At 50.8% G+C, this 19219-nt stretch carries 19 protein-coding genes; 10 read left to right on the top strand and 9 right to left on the bottom strand.

Annotation, left to right across the window (positions count from 1 at the left end):
* Positions 1-45 precede the first annotated feature (45 nt).
* A complete protein-coding gene (locus G9C99_RS12350; RefSeq protein WP_331460002.1) occupies positions 46-1311 on the bottom strand; it encodes a flavin-containing monooxygenase in 1266 nt (421 codons plus the stop codon).
* A gap of 178 nt (positions 1312-1489) precedes the next feature.
* On the bottom strand, positions 1490-1936 hold the full coding sequence (locus G9C99_RS12345; protein WP_166417817.1) for a helix-turn-helix domain-containing protein: 447 nt from the start codon (positions 1934-1936) through the stop codon (positions 1490-1492).
* A 152-nt stretch (positions 1937-2088) separates the two neighbouring features.
* On the opposite strand from G9C99_RS12345, the gene G9C99_RS12340 reads away from it, so the two are divergent.
* Positions 2089-2763 carry a YqiJ family protein gene (locus tag G9C99_RS12340; RefSeq protein WP_166417816.1) on the top strand — a complete coding sequence of 225 codons (675 nt, stop codon included), beginning with the start codon at positions 2089-2091 and terminating at the stop codon, positions 2761-2763.
* A 51-nt stretch (positions 2764-2814) separates the two neighbouring features.
* On the top strand, positions 2815-4500 hold the full coding sequence (locus G9C99_RS12335; protein WP_166417815.1) for a flotillin family protein: 1686 nt from the start codon (positions 2815-2817) through the stop codon (positions 4498-4500).
* A gap of 62 nt (positions 4501-4562) precedes the next feature.
* Here the strand turns inward: G9C99_RS12335 and chrA are convergent, their stop codons facing one another.
* Positions 4563-5795, bottom strand: a complete 1233-nt coding sequence (gene chrA / locus G9C99_RS12330) for a chromate efflux transporter (protein WP_166417814.1) — start codon at positions 5793-5795, stop codon at positions 4563-4565.
* A complete protein-coding gene (locus G9C99_RS12325) occupies positions 5785-6765 on the bottom strand; it encodes a sulfotransferase family protein (RefSeq protein ID WP_166417813.1) in 981 nt (326 codons plus the stop codon). Before G9C99_RS12325 ends, chrA begins: the two co-directional genes overlap by 11 nt.
* Positions 6766-7022: 257 nt before the next feature.
* Between G9C99_RS12325 and G9C99_RS12320 the strand changes: the two genes are divergently transcribed.
* Positions 7023-7862, top strand: coding sequence for a phosphate/phosphite/phosphonate ABC transporter substrate-binding protein (locus G9C99_RS12320; protein WP_166417812.1), 840 nt, complete (start codon positions 7023-7025; stop codon positions 7860-7862).
* 59 nt (positions 7863-7921) lie between these two features.
* Positions 7922-9736, top strand: coding sequence for an ATP-binding protein (locus tag G9C99_RS12315; protein WP_166417811.1), 1815 nt, complete (start codon positions 7922-7924; stop codon positions 9734-9736).
* A gap of 159 nt (positions 9737-9895) precedes the next feature.
* Here the strand turns inward: G9C99_RS12315 and G9C99_RS12310 are convergent, their stop codons facing one another.
* From G9C99_RS12310 to G9C99_RS12300, 3 genes are all read right to left on the bottom strand, one after another.
* Complete coding sequence (locus G9C99_RS12310) at positions 9896-11356, bottom strand: heme biosynthesis protein HemY (protein ID WP_166417810.1); 1461 nt, start codon at positions 11354-11356, stop codon at positions 9896-9898.
* Between the two features lie 12 nt (positions 11357-11368).
* Positions 11369-12508: a COG4223 family protein gene (locus G9C99_RS12305; protein WP_166417809.1), complete on the bottom strand. Its 1140-nt coding sequence runs from the start codon at positions 12506-12508 to the stop codon at positions 11369-11371.
* 79 nt (positions 12509-12587) lie between these two features.
* A complete protein-coding gene (locus G9C99_RS12300) occupies positions 12588-13232 on the bottom strand; it encodes a uroporphyrinogen-III synthase (protein ID WP_205859855.1) in 645 nt (214 codons plus the stop codon).
* A 141-nt stretch (positions 13233-13373) separates the two neighbouring features.
* On the opposite strand from G9C99_RS12300, the gene tsaD reads away from it, so the two are divergent.
* Genes tsaD through G9C99_RS12275 form a run of 5 tightly spaced genes read left to right on the top strand, consistent with a single transcriptional unit; the run spans position 13374 to position 16506 of the window.
* On the top strand, positions 13374-14471 hold the full coding sequence (tsaD, locus tag G9C99_RS12295; protein WP_166417807.1) for a tRNA (adenosine(37)-N6)-threonylcarbamoyltransferase complex transferase subunit TsaD: 1098 nt from the start codon (positions 13374-13376) through the stop codon (positions 14469-14471).
* Positions 14468-15421 carry an NAD(P)H-dependent glycerol-3-phosphate dehydrogenase gene (locus G9C99_RS12290; RefSeq protein WP_166417806.1) on the top strand — a complete coding sequence of 318 codons (954 nt, stop codon included), beginning with the start codon at positions 14468-14470 and terminating at the stop codon, positions 15419-15421. The genes tsaD and G9C99_RS12290 overlap by 4 nt, the downstream gene beginning before the upstream one ends.
* A 2-nt stretch (positions 15422-15423) precedes the next feature.
* Positions 15424-15696, top strand: a complete 273-nt coding sequence (locus G9C99_RS12285) for a YciI family protein (RefSeq protein WP_166417805.1) — start codon at positions 15424-15426, stop codon at positions 15694-15696.
* Positions 15696-16121, top strand: a complete 426-nt coding sequence (locus G9C99_RS12280) for an EVE domain-containing protein (protein WP_166417804.1) — start codon at positions 15696-15698, stop codon at positions 16119-16121. The genes G9C99_RS12285 and G9C99_RS12280 overlap by 1 nt, the downstream gene beginning before the upstream one ends.
* 1 nt (position 16122) lies before the next feature.
* Positions 16123-16506 carry a DUF1761 domain-containing protein gene (locus G9C99_RS12275; protein WP_166417803.1) on the top strand — a complete coding sequence of 128 codons (384 nt, stop codon included), beginning with the start codon at positions 16123-16125 and terminating at the stop codon, positions 16504-16506.
* Between the two features lie 239 nt (positions 16507-16745).
* Here G9C99_RS12275 and G9C99_RS12270 read toward each other — a convergent pair whose 3' ends face one another.
* Positions 16746-17087, bottom strand: coding sequence for a DUF2853 family protein (locus tag G9C99_RS12270; RefSeq protein WP_166417802.1), 342 nt, complete (start codon positions 17085-17087; stop codon positions 16746-16748).
* A 161-nt stretch (positions 17088-17248) separates the two neighbouring features.
* Here G9C99_RS12270 and lysM point away from each other — a divergent pair, with 161 nt between their 5' ends.
* Positions 17249-17665, top strand: coding sequence for a peptidoglycan-binding protein LysM (gene lysM, locus G9C99_RS12265; RefSeq protein ID WP_166417801.1), 417 nt, complete (start codon positions 17249-17251; stop codon positions 17663-17665).
* 138 nt (positions 17666-17803) lie between these two features.
* On the opposite strand, the gene ahcY is transcribed toward lysM, so the two are convergent.
* Entirely contained in the window at positions 17804-19195 is a 1392-nt protein-coding gene (gene ahcY, locus G9C99_RS12260; RefSeq protein ID WP_166417800.1) for an adenosylhomocysteinase, read from the bottom strand.
* Between the last annotated feature and the right edge of the window lie 24 nt (positions 19196-19219).

Here is a 19219-nt window from a genome sequence, read left to right as displayed (position 1 = left end):
TGACGCGGTTAGACGCGAATTCCGATAGATGGGGAAAGGCGCTGCCTAGCCTTGTTCATCAGCCGGGTTGGAATAAGACACATATTTGCGCTGCGTCGCGATATGATCTGACACATGCTTTGCGTCATGCCATACACCCCAAATAAAGGTAGACCCCCGACGCGATTGCCACGGCAAGCCGAGAAAATAGATTCCCGGCTCTGAGGACACACCGCGTTGGTGTTTTGGGCGCCCTGCATCATCCAATGCATCAACCTCAAGCCAGCTAAAGTCTTGCGAAAATCCTGTTGCCCAGATGATTGATGTGACGCCTGCAGCAGCAAGATCCAGTTCCTGCAAGGGATCTGTCATGCAAAGAGGATCCGCACCAATGACACGCGCCTCCGGTTCCTCAGGTAAGTTGAGCCCATTGCGCTCAATATACTCGTCCGCCGCGTCAAGCATCGAGAGATAGTTCGCGTCACCGTTGTTCACATTGTCGACGAGATCAGACGCAAAACGCATGACACCATCGTTGTACGTCTGCGTCATCCCCACGAGCGTCATGCCCTCATTCGCGAGTTCACGGAAATCTACGGTAACACCACCATGTGCGCCACTAACGGAAATGGTCACATGTTCCCGGCCCGGTGTAATGGCGGCAACATCCCACAGACCCAACACACCCAACCACCAAACAAAATCACGATTGCGATAAGCGCGCGGCGGGCGGTCATGCGGGCCAACAGACAAATAGACTTTTTTGCCTGAGCGCATCAATTCATCGGCAATTTGCGCGCCAGATGACCCCGCGCCAACCACCAAAACGGCCCCATCCGGCAGTTGCCCAGGGTTGCGGTAGTCAAACGAATGCATCTGCATGACACTCGCATCTTTCGGCACAACGGGCGGGATAACCGGGTTTTGAAACGCACCAGTGGCTGCAACAACGTTATTCGCTTCAATGACACCTTCCGATGTCTCCACCGTAAATCCCGCACGTCCGGCATTGCGGGTCACCTTGGTCACATCAACACCGCACCGGATTGGAGCTTTGAATTTTTTAGCATATTCTTCGAAGTAATCCGCGACCTTTTCTTTTGATACGAAGGCTTCTGGGTCGGCATCAGAAAATTCCATCCCCGGAAACCGATCATGCCATGCCGGACCATTGGCAACCAAAGAATCCCAACGACCCGTGCGCCAACGCTCTGCAATGCGGCTGCGCTCCAACACCAAATGCGGCACATCATTGTTGCTTAGGTGTTCGCTCATCGCCACACCAGCCTGGCCAGCACCAACAACAAGTGTGTCTATTTTTTCAATTGTGATGCCAACCATTTTCGCCTCTTTGAAATTTGACAATGCCGCCAACACGCGTGGCGTTCATTCAAGGGCTAAGGTCTGTTATCTGATAGGAAAGAGAAAGAAAGCTCTCGCTTATTGTGGCTTCGGAATAGTCTAATCAAACAATTGACTAAAAATCACACTCCATAAGATACTGTAAAGTTTAACAATCATCCCAAAAATCGCTTGGCAACTTGTGCAGTAGCTCAGCGGCGGTGTCGTCTATCCAATCGCTCTGCTCATCTTTTGACCAGCTTCCGAAATCAGGCTCTTCTCTGGAAAGGTAATGCGCTTTGCGCATCGCTTGGCGAAATTTAAGTTGCTCAATTTGATCGTTTGGGATGATAGCATAAACAAATGTCCCCCCCATTGCGGCAGCTAGGTTTTCCATCTGCTTTAATGAAACCGCACCTTCTTTTTCGCTGCGTTCAGCCTGATACACCGCATTGCGGCTCACCCCTTTGCGTAAAGCGACCTGTTCGGCAGACATGCCTAAGGCCAACCTCATGGTTGCGATCCAGCCCTTTTCAGGGACGTCTACCCCTGACAGGCGCTCTGCGTTGCGGTCTAGCATCCGCGCCCAACGTCTACGCTGCATAAAGTCTGGCATGGCTCTCCTTTCGCATTCGTTGCGAAATCTATGTAACAAAATAGCCGAAACATATATATTTTTCAATATTACACTACGTTTTTTTATTTTTTTGCATATATATACCTAACATTATTAAAAGTAATCCCTATGTAATAATTGAAAGGGAATCTATGTTAGAAACATTTACTGCCCCAGAGTCCCTGCCATTCTCTATCGCACTTGCTGTAACAGCGGGTCTTTTCATTCTTGAAATCTTAAGCTCATTGCTTGGCGCGACGATTCTAGGGTTGGGCGGCGAAGGGCCAGATATCGACATAGATACGGATTTTGATCTATCCGCGGGCATCGATATTGATGCACCTGACGTTTCCGCCGAAACCATGGAAATCCCCAGTGGTCCATCAGGATTATTGGGATGGTTGGGCATACAAGACGTTCCTTTCCTCATTTGGATGGTCTTATTTCTCACGATGTTTGGGCTGTTTGGGCTCACCATTCAATCTGTCGCGACGGGCCTCATAGGGGCACCTCTATACACGTCAATCGCGGTTGTTCTGGCGATGATACCCGCCCTAGGCGTAACACGCGTTATTGCTAATTGGGTCGGACTCATCATGCCTAAAACCGAAACCAGTGCGATGCGCACCCGTTCTCTAAACGGGCATCGCGGCATCATAACCCAAGGCACGGCCACACGCGGCAAACCCGCTGAGGCGAAAATCAAAGATCGGCATGGAAACATGCATTACCTACGGGTTGAACCATTGGACGACGATGGCGTTTTCCCGCAAGGCAGCGATGTCACCCTTATCCGCAAACGCGGCGACAAGTTCTTTGTCATCTAGGCACTGCGCGACGCAATCCCTCAAAATATTAGTACATTATCGGAGTATCAAATGATCATTACACCTATCATTGTCTATGCCTTCATTATTGTTGGTCTGCTTCTTTTTATTAGCCTCATCATGGCGCGCCTTTACAAACGCGCGACCCGTGAAACCAGCCTCGTTAAAACCGGCTCTGGCGGCCGCAAAGTCATCATGGATGGGGGTACAATTGTTGTCCCGTTCCTTCATGAAATTTCTATGGTCAACATGAAGACCCTGCGGTTGGAAGTGGCCCGCGTAAACGAACAGTCGTTGATCACCAAAGACCGGATGCGAGTCGATGTTGGCGTTGAATTTTATGTCTCCGTGAATGCAACCGATGACGGCATTTCACGTGCTGCGCAAACACTGGGTGACCGGACCTTCCACGTCGATCAACTACGCGAAATGATCGAGGGCAAGCTGGTCGATGGCCTACGTGCGGTTGCCGCACAAATGTCGATGGATGAATTGCATGAAAACCGCGCAAGCTTTGTCCAAGAGGTCCAGAATGCCATTTCAGAAGACCTATTGAAAAATGGTCTAGAACTCGAAGCCGTATCGCTTACCGCGCTTGATCAGACGCCTTTTGAAACTCTGGATGAAAACAACGCCTTTAACGCGGTGGGTATGCAGAAATTGGCAGCTGTTATCGCAACATCACGTAAAGAACGTGCAGAAATCACCGCCGAGGCTGATGTATCCGTTGCCCGTTCAGAAATGGAAGCTGAAAAGCTGAAGTATCAGATCGAGCGCGAAAAACAAGCAGCGTCGATCGAACAAATCCGTGAAATTCAAACACTTCAAGCCAGCCAAGAGGCCGAGATTGCCCGCAATCAAGAGGCGTCAGATCAGGCCAAAGAACAGGCCCGCATTGAACGCGAACGGGCGGTTCGTGCAGCGGAAATTGAACGCGAACGCACAATTCGCGAGGCCGAAATCGCCAAAGAACGCGAACTCGAAGTGGCTGATCAAGAACGTCAAATCATCGTGGCCCGTAAATCCGAAGAAGAAAGCCAAGCGCGCGCTTCAGCGGATAACGCCCGCGCCGAAGCGAAGAAGGCCTCAGAGGCTATTGAAACAGCCCGTGCCGTGGCCGAAGCAGAACGCCAAAAGCAGATTGCCCTTATTGAGGCTCAAAAAGAAGCGGAGCGCCAAGCGACGGCCATTCGCCTCGCTGCTGCAGCCGAGAAAGAGGCCGCAAGTGACCGCGCAGCTGCAAAACTGGAAGAAGCCCAAGCAGATGCAAATGCAATCACTGTGCGCGCCGCTGCGAAAAAGGCTGACATGCTCGCGACGGCCGAAGGCCAAACTGCGATTGCCAACTCAGAAAACGAACTGAGCGAAGAAATCATCGCGATGAAGATACGTTTGGCAAGCCTAGAAGCCATGCCTTCTATCATCTCAGAAATGGTTAAACCCGCTGAGAAGATCGACTCAATCAAGATCCACCAAGTTACCGGTATGGGTCGCGACGGTGGGGGTACGGCTGGGACTTCAGGTGGCACACCGGTTAATCAGGCGCTTGATTCCGTCTTGGGCATGGCTCTGCAAATGCCCGCAATGCAGGCGCTCGGCAAAGAACTCGGTATAAGCCTTGAAAACGGCGTCGCCTCTGTTGCGAATGATGTTTTGGATGTTCCGACAACCCCGGCTGTCGAACAGGCATCAACCGACGATAAAAGTAATTCGGACGACGCACAGACCAACGCCTAAAAACATTGCGGGGCGCTCAGAAACCTCAGAGCGCCCCGCAATTTAATTTCTGTGACACGGGCCTAGAATAACAACATGCCCAAGATCGCCGCGCCAACAATGACCCAAACTTCGTCCTTCTTAAGCTGAATAAGCGTAAACAGCGACGCCAAGAAGATCGCGACTGGGATCATGTTACGCCACATGTCATCACCAAAATTGATCGCCAACAACAGACCAACCGCAGCAGAAACAATCATTCCACATATCGCCGGACGAATACCCGCTTGGGCCGCCTTAAAATATGCCATATGACTAATGCGTTCCAATTGGTTGGAAAACACGATGATCAACACCGCAGGCGGTAAAAAGATGGCAACAGTCGCCAGCACCGCTCCAGCAATTCCTGCGACCTTATACCCGATAAACGTCGCACTGATCAGGATAGGACCCGGCGTCACCTGCCCCAATGCGATACTCGCCGCAAATTCATCGGTTGTGAGCCACGCCTGCGCATGAACAACCGCCTCTTGGATCATCGGAATGAAAATGTAACCGCCACCAAACAGCAGAAGGCTCATCCCAGAAAATACTGAAAACAATTGTAACAGAACCGACGAGATATCTAACTGCGGCAGCACAAGGAAAAGCCCAAGACAGAGCGCAAGAAAAGCAATCGAAATTGCAGTTCCAGTCCCAAACTTCGGCGTCGCGTGACTTACACTTTCATTCGACTGAGTGCCTTCAGCTTCAGGTGATCCCCGCATCATTCCAATGGTAGCCGCGCCAACGATGATAAGAACCACCATCAAAATGCCACCAACTGTCAAAAGCAACGTCGCCGCCGCAATAGCAACAGCCCAATCCAGTGGGCCGCGCAATGCCTTGCCACGCATTTTCAAAGCTGCATTCAGAATAATCGCCGCTACCGCTGGCAGAACCCCGGCTAACGCTTTGTCCGCGATAACCAATTCGCCCCAGGTAAAATAAAGAACGGCGAACCCCAGCATAAAGAAAAACGAGGGCAAAATAACTGCAAACGCGCAAATGGCGGCCCCAATGGTACCGCGCATTTTGTTCCCCACATAGGCCACGACATTCACCGCAACCGGGCCTGGCAACAACATCGCCAGCGCGACACCGTCCATAAGTTCGGTGTCGTCTAGAAACTTATGGCGGTCGACAATTTCCGATCTTACAACCGAAATTAACGCCATATACCCGCCCCACGATATGCATCCGATCTTAAAAAAGACCAGAAACAATCGCCAGAGCGACAGGCCTTCTGCCTGCGCTAGGGTATCTTCATGCGACATTGCTTTGCCTGCTCATTAATCGAGTTTTGATCTCATTCATCGCGCCAGCTTGAGCTTTACGTTTTTCCAGATCAGCGGGGTCAGCCTGTTCAAGCGCATATTTTTTCAAACGTGCGTTTTCTTCGTCAAATCCGCTGACCAAAGGATAACCTAATTTGGTCAATGTTTCACCGGCGACTGCCTCGAAGATCGCGATGTCTTTGCGGTTCATTTCTCCCATGAACTTTTTGACGTTTTCAGACATGATGGGTTTTTGAACATTTGACCACATCTTGCCAGCTTTGGAGGTATCTGTCGCTTCCCTCGATTTTTGGAATTCCAGCATTTCTTCTTGGAACGGAACATCCATGAAATCGCAAAGCTTTGTTAATTCATTTCGTGGGTCGGTGACGAGGTTAGAATAGGACACCGAAATAACGCGGTTTGCAGGCAGTTTCGCCGCCAAGGCAAGCGCCTTTTCTTGTTCATCTCTCCATTGTTTTGCAATGTGGAACGCCGTTTTTTCACCTACAATCGCTTTGCGGAAAGACAGCGCGACATCGCGTCCATCCCTATGCAAATGGATGAATTTTGCCTGTTCTCCACCAAATCGGTCAATTTCATCAGCGTAATGCACATTCGCCAGTGATTTACAGACCCAGCTGCGTGCGCCATTTTGCGCGGCAAGCAAATTATGGATTTCAAAGTTAATCGCTACAAGCGATCTCTCTGAGCATTTTGCGGCCAGTTTTTCCCGATCAATGGTGCCCAGATGCCAACTTACTGGGTTGGTATCAACAAGCGTACAAACATCATCAACCAATTGAGCAAAGGCATGCGGATTTTCCAAATTGCCATATTCGGGCAAAAGTGGCCCTAACCTTTCTAAAATATGGGGAGGATGCGGCGCAACCAATTCAGGGGATTGATTGATCATGATCCGCAATAAATTCGAACCAGACCTCTGAGTTCCGATCATAAAATAGGGCATCAACAGGGCTTCCTTTGAGAAAATTAACCTTACCGCAAATGTGGTTTAAGGTTGTGCGTTGAAACTCCAACTCAACTTCATAAAAATTTACGCTTCGTTAACGATGGTGAAAAAAGCCTTAAATATTTGTTTTTTCTGGCTCAGCTTTACGTCACGAAAACCCTCTCACCTTTTCCTGCTATCAAAAAATTAACGGCTTGCCGCCAAGTTAAGGGGAAGATTCTATTCGCACCCGTTTAACCATGAGGGAAAGTCAAATGATCAAGAGTTGCCTCCAGTTTTTTGTCAGCCGAGTTTTAGCTGTGGCCGCCACGTTGGGGTTTGCCACCACATTTGCGCATGCCGAAACCTATACCTTCGGTATTGTCCCACAGTTTGAGGCGCGGAAACTCGCGCGTATTTGGGAACCAATCATTCGAGAAATCGAAACTCGAACCGGGTATGATTTCGAAATTGTTGGCGCGCCACGCATTCCTGAGTTTGAAACCGCGTTCCTTGATGGTGAATATGATTTTGCCTACATGAACCCTTATCATGCCATTCGCGCGGCTGAGGCGCAGGGATACCAGCCTATCATACGAGACGGCGGGCGACAGTTGTACGGTATCGTCGTGGTCCGTGATGACAGCCCATATAGAACCGTAGAGGAACTAGAAGATCAAACAATCGCGTTTCCTGCTCCGAATGCCCTCGGTGCGTCTTTGATGATCCGCGCGGATCTCACAAACCAGCATGGTGTAGAATTTGATCCCATTTACGTGTCAACACATGGGTCGGCCTATCTAAATGTTATTCTTGGGCAAGCGGCCGCAGCTGGCGGCGTCATGGGAACATTCAGATCGCAACCTATTGATATTTCTGAGCAACTTCGGGTGCTGTATGAAACTTCACGCGTTCCCCCACATCCAGTTACCGCACATCCTCGTGTCTCAGACGAAGCACGCGAAAAGGTAGCACAAGCCTTTCTAGATTTGTGGAGAACAGGTTACGGGCGTGAGATGCTGGAACAGATTCCTATTCGTGAAGCAACAACAGCAACGCTTGCGGACTACGACGTTCTTAGAAATATGTCCCTTGATGAATTCTCCGTCGAATAACAGGGAATAGTATTTTGCAGAACGCAAAAACAGCGCCATTATACGCGACTGGACATCACTTGAAAATACGCACGCGCTTTATCTCATTGATGGCCAGCATGATGGTCATATGCGTTCTGGGGCTATCTTTAATTTGGGAACCGCGCGTTACAGATGTAATGTCGGACGCCCAAATCCGGAGCCTAGAAACCGAAGTCAGCATTCTGTCTGATGCACTGGTGCCGTTTTTACTTCAAAATCAGTTTGGAGCCATATTCGAAACCCTTGGCAGTATGCAGCAAGAGCATGAAACCTGGGTCGTTTTGACATTAACAGATGTTGACGGTCGGCAACTGTATCCCTTGTCCGCCCCCCAGGTTGCGGAAGGCCCCGATACAATTAGTGCCCAAAAAGCAATCATGTTTGATGGGACCGAGTTGGCAGTATTGTCAGCAAGCGTTGATATTTCCAGTGACCTCGATCAGATTCGACGTCAAGTTCGTGATCTGACATTCTTGATCGCGATCTTTTTCCTTGGTGCTTTGGTGGTTATGGGCTTAGCGCTAGAACGGTGGGTCGTCAGAAAGGTAGCCCTGCTGGCAACCGCCGCAGAACAAATGGCTCAAGGTAACTATCAGGGCCTTCTTCCTTCAGGTGGCCGGGATGAAATTGGCATTTTAACCAATAGCTTTAGTACCATGCGGTCGACGATCAAAGAAAACGAACAGGCCCTGATCGTTTCCCGAGACGAGGCACATCGAGCTGCGGAAGCCAAATCACGGTTCTTGGCCACTATGAGTCATGAGATAAGAACGCCTCTCAATGGGGTTATCCCCATCGCCGAACTATTGCTTGAGGATGATCTCACCGCTGAGCAAGCCGATTTGGCTGGTACAATCAGAGAATCCGGCAAGGCGCTGAAATCCATCATCGATGATATTCTCGATATCACCAAATTGGACGAGGGAAAGTTTGTAATCAGAAGCGAAGAATTTTCTGTAGCGAGCTTGGTTAACAACGTAGCGAATATGTTCCAGATTTCCGCGCAAAATGCCGATCTATTTCTCAACGCGAATGTATCAACCGACTGTCGGGATTATTTAATTGGGGATAGTGACCGACTCCGTCAGGTCTTGATCAACCTCGTCGGCAATGCAATTAAATTCACCGAAACCGGTGGGATAACAATAAACGTATCGTGCCGAAACACTGACACAGATAAGCAAACTTTGCTTTTTGAGGTTACCGATACCGGCATTGGCATTGCTGAACAGGATCAAAGCCAAGTATTTGACCGCTTTACGCAAGTCGACAATAGAAGCAATCGAAAATATCAAGGGAGTGGGCTTGGCCTCTCAATTTGCAACCTCTTGGTTGGCGCAATGGGCGGTACTCTGCAAATTGAAAGCCAAGAAGGGAAAGGCAGCAAATTTTACTTTTCGCTCACGTTCAAAGCACCTGAAAGAAGAAAGAATACTCAACCGATTGCAGCCGGAGAGGATCGCCGCAAACAGCCTCAAGACACTAAATCTGCAAGTATACTCGTCGTAGATGACAGCAAAACTAACCTTAAAATTGCACAGGTTATTCTATCATCGATGAAACACAAAGCCACTGCAGTCGAAAGCGGAACCGATGCGCTGACAACACTTCAGGACCAGCAATTTGACCTCATTCTCATGGATGTGAACATGCCAGGAATCGACGGGCTCGAAACGACCAGGCGCATCCGAAGTGGTCCAGAATCGACTGCTAACACGCCTATCTTGGGTCTTAGCGCCAGCGCATTCAAAGAAGATATTGAAAGTTGCCTAAACGCAGGTATGGATGGCTTTTTAGCCAAACCCGTTTCGAAGGTGGAGCTCTCCAAAGCTCTTGCAAAACACCTGAGCTGACCGCACCCAAATCAAAGCTTCTCATGAACTCGAAATGGGCTCGGTTGCCCACGCAAGAAATACGCCTAACTTCGGCTTTCTCAGACATTAAATGCCACACTTATGCGCCTTTATAGGGCGCATAAGTAACAGCTATCAATCATCATAATTATCGACCGACTAGGTCTGTTCCTTAGTCAGTTTCGCGTCTTCCAATGTCGCTGCTTCCTCTATCACAGCAACATCTGAACTCTTGTCTTCGATTGCACCGACAATCAGTGGCAACATTTCCGTAGAGGCTGGCATTGAAACTTCGCCGGCGGGGCTGTCGCGCCAAGAGAGCGTATCAAAACTCGTACAACGATTACAAACAGGAGCCCACTCCGAATGAACCGTGTTGCAATTGTCGCAAACCCACTGTTTGCCACGCGATGCCGTCAGAGCCTTGGTCAACCAACCGCGCACAATTGCATCATCGGCACCTGTACCACGCTCAATTGCCGCCATGATGGTCAACGAACGGGCCGTAGGTTCGCTTTCATACAAATCGCCCAGCGCAGTACGCGCAGCTGGGAAGTCTTCAGCTGCGATATTGAGTTCGGCCATCAACATTTTGGTTTCTGCGTGGTCTGGTTGTAGTTTAACCAATGCGCCAAACCGTTTGATCCGGGCTTCTGCTGTTTCGTCAGGCACAATTTCCGCAAAAACTGCTGCCAAATCAGGATGTGGCGTTACACCCCAAGTCTTTTTGACCAGACGCATTGCGTATTTCGGTTTGCCTTGGGCTATATATCCGCGCGCTGCCATGACCGCAGCTGGGATCAAATCAGGCGAAAGTCTATTTGCTTCAATTGCGACTTCGCGGGCCTCAATGTCCTTGCCGTCGGCCACCACATCCGACGCCTGAGAGAGCGCCAAAACAGCATCCCGGCGTTTATGTACATCGCGGGGTAATGATCCGTGGCGCAACTTTGCTGCCAGCGTTTCGCGTGCGCCTGTCCAGTCTTCGTCTTCGGCCTGCAACCGCAATAGCGTATCTTGGGTTTCTTCGTGTTTCGGTTTTAGCGCAAAGGCCTTTTTCGCCAATTGCAACGCCATATCTGTATCGCCAGCTTCAAGCTTTTGCTTCATCAAACCGCGCACACCAACAAAACGGGTCCGTTCATCCGTTAGCAATGCTTTGTAAACTTGTTCAGCCTTTCGCTTGTCGCCAACAATTTCAGCCGCTTGGGCATTCAAAAGGTTGGTCAACTCAGGACGTTGTAAATACCGCTCTGCACGGGCCGCTTTGGCCATGGCCTGTTTGCCCTCGCCAGAGGCCAACGCCAACAGACCATCTGCAATGGCCTCATATCCTTTGCGTTCCCGGTTGCGATCAAAATACCGCGACAGCGCCGTTTCATCCCCTTTCAGGAACCGCAACACTGCCACCAGCAACCCCGCCAGTTTGATCACCAACCAAACCGCAGCAAATAGTACAAAAATCAGGATCATTCCCTGAAGCGGACCGAGGGTAAGTTCGAACCAGCCCGGCACAGAAATCAACATACCAGACCCGGCGTCCATCAGCAGACTCGCACCAAAGGCCAAGGCACCGACAATCGCAACAAAGATCAGAATTTTAAGAAGAGACCAAAGCATATTTGTAATTCCTTAGTTGCCGGAAAGCGTCTGCGACAGGATTTCTACCCCCTGAAGCGCGGCAGTGCGTGTATGTAATTCAGTGAGCCAATCCGCAAAAGCGTTCTGCGCTGTTTCAGGTAACAGCGCGATTTCCTGAACGGTATTCGCATAATCGCCCTCAACCAGAGCGGCCTCAGCACGTGAAAGAACGGCATCTGGATCATTTCCTTCAGATGGCGTCAAAGATCTAAGCCCAGTCTGCCGCCGCAAAAACACAGTGACGCGTGACGCTGTCCCATCGTCAGCCGATTGCTGAAGCGCCATGTCCAGCGCGGCGCGCGCAGGTGCAGAAAACCCTTCGGCCAAGCCTGCTTGGGTTGCGACGCCATCAACGGAGGCGCGTAAACTGTCGGGAACAGTGATGTTCAGTCGATCCAATTCATCAACAGAACTGGCAAAGTTACCACCCCCAGCCAACGCCGCACGAATTTGCGACAAAGCCGCTTGCGCAGCCAAAGCATCCGCAGTTTGTGTGGCTTCGGCAGAATTTGCAGCGATAATCGCCTCGATCTGGCCAGCCTGCCCTGACAAAGCGGTATTCACCGCGGCAATATCATCGCGCAATGCGCCCAGTGTTGCCTCAGAAATTCCGTCGCCTTCCAGCGCGCTTGCCTCAATCGCATCTAATCGCGCAACCAATCCGGTCAAAGCATCATTCACATCTGACAACGCACCATCTTGGCGGTTCTGGTCCGTGGTCGATTGCTCAATCGCGGACGACAGTGTTGTCCCATACGTTGAAACGGAGTCCTCAAGCGCGGCAATCCGATCCGCTTGCGCCGCAATCAATTCCGCGTTTTGCGCACCCGGGCCGAAACCGACATAGCTCGCCACGCCGAACCCAACACCGGCGGCCAATAATCCACCCATCAACGCAGGGAAAAACACCGATTGTTTTTCCTCAGCCTCGGTAACTGGCTCTGGCGTTTCTGCGGCAGGATCTTGTGCAGGTTTTTCTAACTCTTCTGACCTTTCCTCATCCGTGTCCGCAGCGATGTCTTCTTCGACAGGTTCAGCAACTTCCTCAACCACCTCTTCGGCATCTTCAACAGGCTGGTCAGCCTCATCCTTAAGGGGTTCATCTTCGGTTGAAAGTTTAGAGCTTGCCACTGAAACTTAATCCTTTGCTACTGGGTTTGGCGCGGATGTTCACCTCAGCCTATATAGGCCGCGCCTTGTGCTCAAGCGATCAAACTGCGTCCAACAGTCCTGCCATTGCTTCTACTATACTGTCCGCGTCTGGACGCTTTGCCACCACGATTTGCGCCTTTATAGAGCCTGAAACGACCGTTTCGACCGCTTCGCTCATCGCTACGATCGACAAAGGTGCGCGGATTTCCACCGCTTCTTTTAAAAATAGCTCGGCACTACGAGGGGAGAAAAGGGGAAGAATCACAAGGTTTTCACCCATCAATGCGTCTTTCGCTGCTTCATTCATCGCGACGGGGATCTGACGGTATGCGATCACTTCGCGGGCCCGCACACCGACGCGCTCCAACCCTTGCGTTACATCCCCGCGGGTGTGTTCTCCACGCACATGCAGCAATAATCCACGCGGATCAGACGCCTGAATAAAACCAATCAAATCTTCGGCATTACCGCGACCTGTTCGAGTATCAAACCCGGCCTCCGCTGCAGTTTTGGCAGTTTGCGCACCAACGCAGTAGGCAGGAAGCCCACGCAGGTGCTCTTGGGCTGCTGCTGCATTCACTGCATTTTCCGAGGTAAAGATCAGAGCCTCAAACATGCCCCGGCGCAATTCAAAGATGTTATCTTCAATCCGCATCACCGGGCTTTGAATGATCGGCAGCTCAACACCAAACCTATTGCGCAATATCTTCGCAAATCGCTCAGCTTGAAGTTGCGGGCGTGTTAATAAAATGTTGTAGCGATCAGAGTGCAAAATAGCCCCGGGATTGTCTGTATATGCTAACGGTGTTACCTGCGTAGGAACGATGATGCAACTGGCGTGACCATGACAAATACACTTACTTTTCTCGGTATCGAAAGCAGCTGCGATGATACGGCCGCCGCCATCGTACGTCACACACCCGGCGCGGCCCCCGAAATTCTCAGTTCAGTCGTCATGGGCCAGACCGCGCTTCATGCAGATTTTGGTGGCGTCGTACCCGAAATCGCAGCTCGCGCCCATGCGGAACGACTGGATATTTGTGTTGAACAGGTGCTGGCCGAAACCGGCATCGCGCTGAAGTCATTAGATGGGATCGCCGTGACCGCAGGCCCGGGCCTAATCGGTGGTGTGTTGTCAGGCGTTATGTGCGCAAAGGGGCTGTCAGCCGGATCAGGCGTGCCAATGGTTGGCGTCAATCATTTGGCGGGCCATGCATTGACACCGCGTCTGACTGATCAACTCAGCTTTCCCTACCTCATGCTGTTGGTTTCTGGTGGTCACTGCCAATTTTTGATCGTCCATGGGTCTGATCACTTCACTCGTCTTGGCGGCACCATCGACGATGCCCCCGGTGAGGCCTTTGACAAAACCGCCAAAATTCTCGGACTCGGGCAACCCGGCGGACCGATTGTTGAACGACACGCCCAAAACGGTGATGAAAAACGGTTCCGTCTGCCGCGCCCGCTGCTGGATCGGCCCGGATGTGATATGTCATTTTCAGGTTTAAAAACCGCAGTCTTGCGCGCACGCGATAGCGTGATTGCCGAAAAAGGTGGGCTGACAGAACAAGATCGCGACGATCTATGCGCCGGGTTCCAACGCGCTGTCAGCGATGTACTGGCCGAAAAGACACGTCGTGCATTGGTCGATTATCTCGCGCTCAACCCGGTTGAACCCACGCTTGCTGTGGCAGGTGGCGTTGCGGCAAACACCCAAATTCGCGCTGTGTTAGAAACGGTTTCACTGGAAAACGGCACAGCCTTCACTGCGCCCCCACTCGCCCTTTGCACCGACAACGCAGCCATGATCGCTTGGGCCGGAATGGAACGGTTTCGTGCTGGGGATCGCTCCGATATGACGCTTGCCGCTCGGCCGCGTTGGCCACTTGATCAATCCAGCCCATCTATGTTGGGATCCGGCAAAAAAGGGGCCAAGGCATGAGCATTTCAATCATCGGCGCAGGCGCATTCGGCACAGCATTGGCGATTTCCCTTTCTCGCGACGGACAACCTGTCACGCTATGGGCCCGCAAAGGCGCAGAGGCGATGCAGACCTCGCGTAAAAACGGCGCACGCCTACCCGGTGTACCCCTTCCAGATAGCCTTACTGTGACCAGTGACTTTGCCACAGCAACGCGCGCTGACACGCTGCTGCTCGCGGTGCCAATGCAGTCTCTAAATAGCGTTTTAGAGACGAATTCAGACTGTTTTTCACACAAAACACTTGTCGCTTGCTGTAAGGGGATTGATCTAAAAAACCTACGCGGACCTACGGCGCTGATCTCTCAGACCGTCCCCAATGCAACTGCTGCAATTTTAACCGGGCCAAGCTTTGCTGCGGATATCGCACGCGGACTACCCACCGCGCTGACTTTGGCTTGCGCAACGGATACCGACGAATTGCAACAGCAACTTTCGACCTCAAACCTACGGCTGTATCGCACCACCGACACCACCGGCGCGGAACTTGGAGGCGCATTGAAAAACGTCGTCGCTATCGCCTGCGGTATCGCAATCGGCGCGGGCCTTGGCGAAAGCGCGCGCGCTGCGGTTATGACCCGCGGATATGCCGAAATGCAGCGCCTTGCTGCTGCGCTTGGGGCGCGCTCCGAAACACTATCGGGCCTATCAGGGTTCGGGGATCTCGCTTTGACTTGCACATCTGAACAGTCACGCAACTACCGCTTTGGTGTGTCTCTGGGACAGGGTAAAACCTTTGACGCCGCCGTTACCGTCGAAGGTGCTGCAACCTCAAAAGCGGTCTCAAACTTGGCGAAAACTCAAAACATCGACCTGCCCATCGCGACAACGATCGCCGCACTACTTGATCAAAACCTCACAGTAGAAGCCGCAATAACCGCGCTTCTTTCACGCCCATTGAAAAAGGAATAACAATGCGCATTGCTCTTATTGCCAAAGATAAATCCGGCGCCCTTGAAATCCGCAAAGCCAACCGCGACGCCCATCTTGCTTATATCGCAGACACAGGTGTTGTTGAAATGGCGGGTCCGTTTTTGGATGAAAACGGCGGCATGTGCGGGTCACTTTTAGTCCTGGACGTTGCAGATATGGCTGCCGCGAACGCTTGGGCTGAAAATGACCCCTATGCAAAAGCCGGACTTTTTGACACCGTAACCTTGCAGGAGTGGAAAAAGGTTATCGGCTAATGGCCTATTGGTTATTTAAATCCGAACCCAACACCTGGGGCTGGGATCAGCAGGTCGCCAAAGGCGATGTAGGTGAAGAATGGGACGGTGTACGCAACTATCAGGCGCGCAATAACATGCGCGCCATGAAACTGGGAGACAAAGGTTTTTTCTACCATTCGCTAAAGGAAAAGGCGATTGTAGGCGTTGTTGAGGTCTGCGCAGAAGCGCACCAAGACAGCAAAACCAACGATCACAGATGGGAATGCGTTGATATTCGCGCCCTTGGATCCTTTGCCACCCCCATCACACTAGAGATGTGCAAAACAGACCCGCGCCTAACAGACATGGTGTTGGTCAATAACTCTCGCCTATCCGTACAGCCGGTTTCAGACGCCGAATGGAAAATCCTGTGCGAAATGGGCGGCTACACAGAGGGGAAATAACATGCAACTTATCGCAGTTTTCGTGTCGGCCATTGCGGCTTATGCCTTTGGGTCTATCTGGTACATGCGGCTTGCCAAACCTTGGATGGCCGCCGCGGGTGTGTCTGAAGAAGACATGAAAAACAAATCCCCCGCGCCCTTTATCATTTCCTTTGTCGCCACGGTGGTGGTTGCAGGCATGATGCGCCACATCTTTAATCTGGCGGGGATTGATGAAGTCGCCAAAGGCCTGACATCCGGCTTGGGCCTTGGTTTGTTTATTGCGACCCCGTGGATCGTGACGAATTACGGCTTTGCCGGGCGGCCGTTAAAACTGATGCTGATCGACGGCGGTTATGCCACCATTGGCTGCGCCATCATGGGTCTCGTGCTAACGCTGTTTTGATAAAAAAGGAGGGCTCCGACCCCACGGAACCCTCCCCCACCCCACGTGCTCTTTGCACCACACGTGTTCGAAGTAATCTGAGGGGCCGTCCTGGCCGTATATTTAGATTAGCTCACAGAATGCTTTTCAGCAAATCTATTAACCATCAAATTCAATATGTTACCGAAACCATTTCTTAACAAAAAACGCCCACCAAAATGATGGGCGCCTCAGATAACATAGATACGTTACCGCAAAGTTTAGCCGTACACAGCTTCTTTGCCGAAACGTTTGGTCAGCATATAATAAACCACCGCGCGGTATTTGTTGCGCTCAGATTGACCATAGGTTGCGATCGCTTTTTCGATCGCTGAATCCAACTCTGCGCCATCGGACAGGCCCAGTTTTTTGATCAAGAAGTTGTTTTTCACTGTTTCCAGCTCAGATGGGTCAGACCCTGCCACAGTGGACGCATCAGCATTATAAATCGCGGGGCCACATCCGATAGTAACCTTGGTCAGCAGGTCCATATCAGCATCCATGCCGCATTTGTTTTTTAGATCGTCCGCATATTTTGCGATCAGGTCGTCTCTCTTGCCCATCTTTAAAAATCTCCCATTCAAAGGTTCGGGTTTCCCCATTGCGCGAAGCCTAAGCGCAAATTTAGATTTCACAAAGGAAAACATATCACAGAATTTCCCCCTAACTTTTTACGCTACGTTTTTTCATAGTTAATGCAGGAAACACACAGTAGGAAAATTCTATGGGCCTTTGGAGCTTTATGAAAGACACAGGGAAATCTTTGTTCGGCGGTGATGACACCCCAAACGAAGAGGCCCTGAAACAAGAAATTACCGATCTCGGACTCGAGGCAGAAGGTGTAGACATCTCTGTTGAAGGCGATCAGGTAAAAATTTCTGGCAAAGGCCTTAGTGCTGAAGCACAGGAAAAGGTAATCTTGGCGGTTGGGAACGTTGCAGGTGTTGCTTCGGTTGAATCCGACATCAAAGACGAACCAAATTTCCACACTGTGGAAAAAGGCGACACATTGTCAGCCGTAGCTAAGAAAACCCTCGGGAATGCAAACCGCTACCACGAGATTTTTGAAGCCAACAAACCAATGTTGTCTCATCCGGATAAAATCTATCCGGGCCAAGTATTAAGAATTCCAACCAAGTAATTTTAAGGTTTAAGCGGCGTGTTTTGAGTGTGTTTGCCGCATTAATGTAGATGTAGCGTGTTAGTATGTTGCTACTAAAAACGGGCCGCGAGTGTGAGTGAACAGTGGGGCGGCCCGTTATTTTCTTTTTAGATCAAATTAGTAACGGTAGTGCTCAGGCTTGAACGGGCCTTCGGGTGTCACACCGATATAGCTCGCTTGTTCTGTGCTGAGCGTAGACAATTTCACACCGATACGATCCAAATGCAGACGCGCAACTTTTTCATCCAAATGCTTAGGTAGGATGTAAACGTCGTTGTTGTACTCGTCGCCTTTGGTCCACAGTTCGATCTGCGCCAAAACTTGGTTGGTAAAGGAGGCAGACATCACAAATGATGGGTGACCTGTTGCGTTACCGAGGTTCAACAAACGTCCTTCAGACAACAGAATGATACGGCTGCCGGATGGCATTTCGATCATATCAACCTGGTCTTTGATGTTGGTCCATTTGTGGTTTTTCAGGCTTGCGACCTGAATTTCATTGTCAAAGTGACCAATGTTACCAACAATCGCCATGTCCTTCATTTCGCGCATATGCTCGATACGAATAACATCTTTGTTGCCGGTGGTGGTGACAAACAGGTCAGCCGTTGAAACAGCATCTTCCAAGGTCACAACCTCAAAACCGTCCATAGCTGCCTGAAGCGCACAGATTGGGTCGATTTCGGTGACTTTCACGCGGGCACCTGCACCGGCCAAAGATGCAGCAGAACCTTTGCCAACGTCGCCATACCCACACACAACCGCAACTTTACCGGCCATCATGGTGTCAGTCGCACGACGGATGCCATCAACAAGCGATTCTTTACAGCCGTATTTGTTGTCGAATTTCGACTTGGTGACAGAATCATTCACGTTGATCGCAGGGAACGGCAGCTGGCCGTTTTTCACCAATTCATACAGACGGTGCACGCCTGTTGTGGTTTCTTCTGAAACACCTTGGATCTGTGCGCGCATTTTGGTGAACCAACCCGGGCTGGCTTCCATACGCTTTTTGATCTGCGCAAACACTGCAACTTCTTCTTCAGATGTCGGTGTTTCGATCAGGCCAGTTTCGCCGTTCTCAACACGCGCACCCAAAAGGATATAAAGCGTCGCATCGCCGCCATCGTCCAAAATCAAGTTCGGGCCTTCAGGGAACATAAAGGATTTATCCAAGTAATCCCAATGCTCTTCGAGCGATTGACCTTTGATTGCGAAAACCGGTGTACCACCTGCTGCAATCGCTGCGGCTGCGTGGTCTTGGGTTGAAAAGATGTTGCAAGATGCCCAACGCACGTCTGCACCCAGCGCAACCAGCGTTTCAATCAGAACAGCCGTCTGAATGGTCATATGCAAAGAGCCAACAATGCGTGACCCTTTTAGCGGTTTGCTATCGCCATATTCCGTGCGCAAAGCCATAAGGCCCGGCATTTCGGTTTCAGCAATATCCAGTTCTTTGCGGCCATATTCGGCCAAAGAGATGTCTTTAACGATGTAATCCGTTGCCATTGATCTGGCTCCTTACCCATATAT

It is taken from the genome of Cochlodiniinecator piscidefendens (assembly GCF_011326755.1).
Lineage (GTDB): Bacteria > Pseudomonadota > Alphaproteobacteria > Rhodobacterales > Rhodobacteraceae > Cochlodiniinecator > Cochlodiniinecator piscidefendens.
This window is presented reverse-complemented; position numbering and strand designations above follow the sequence as displayed.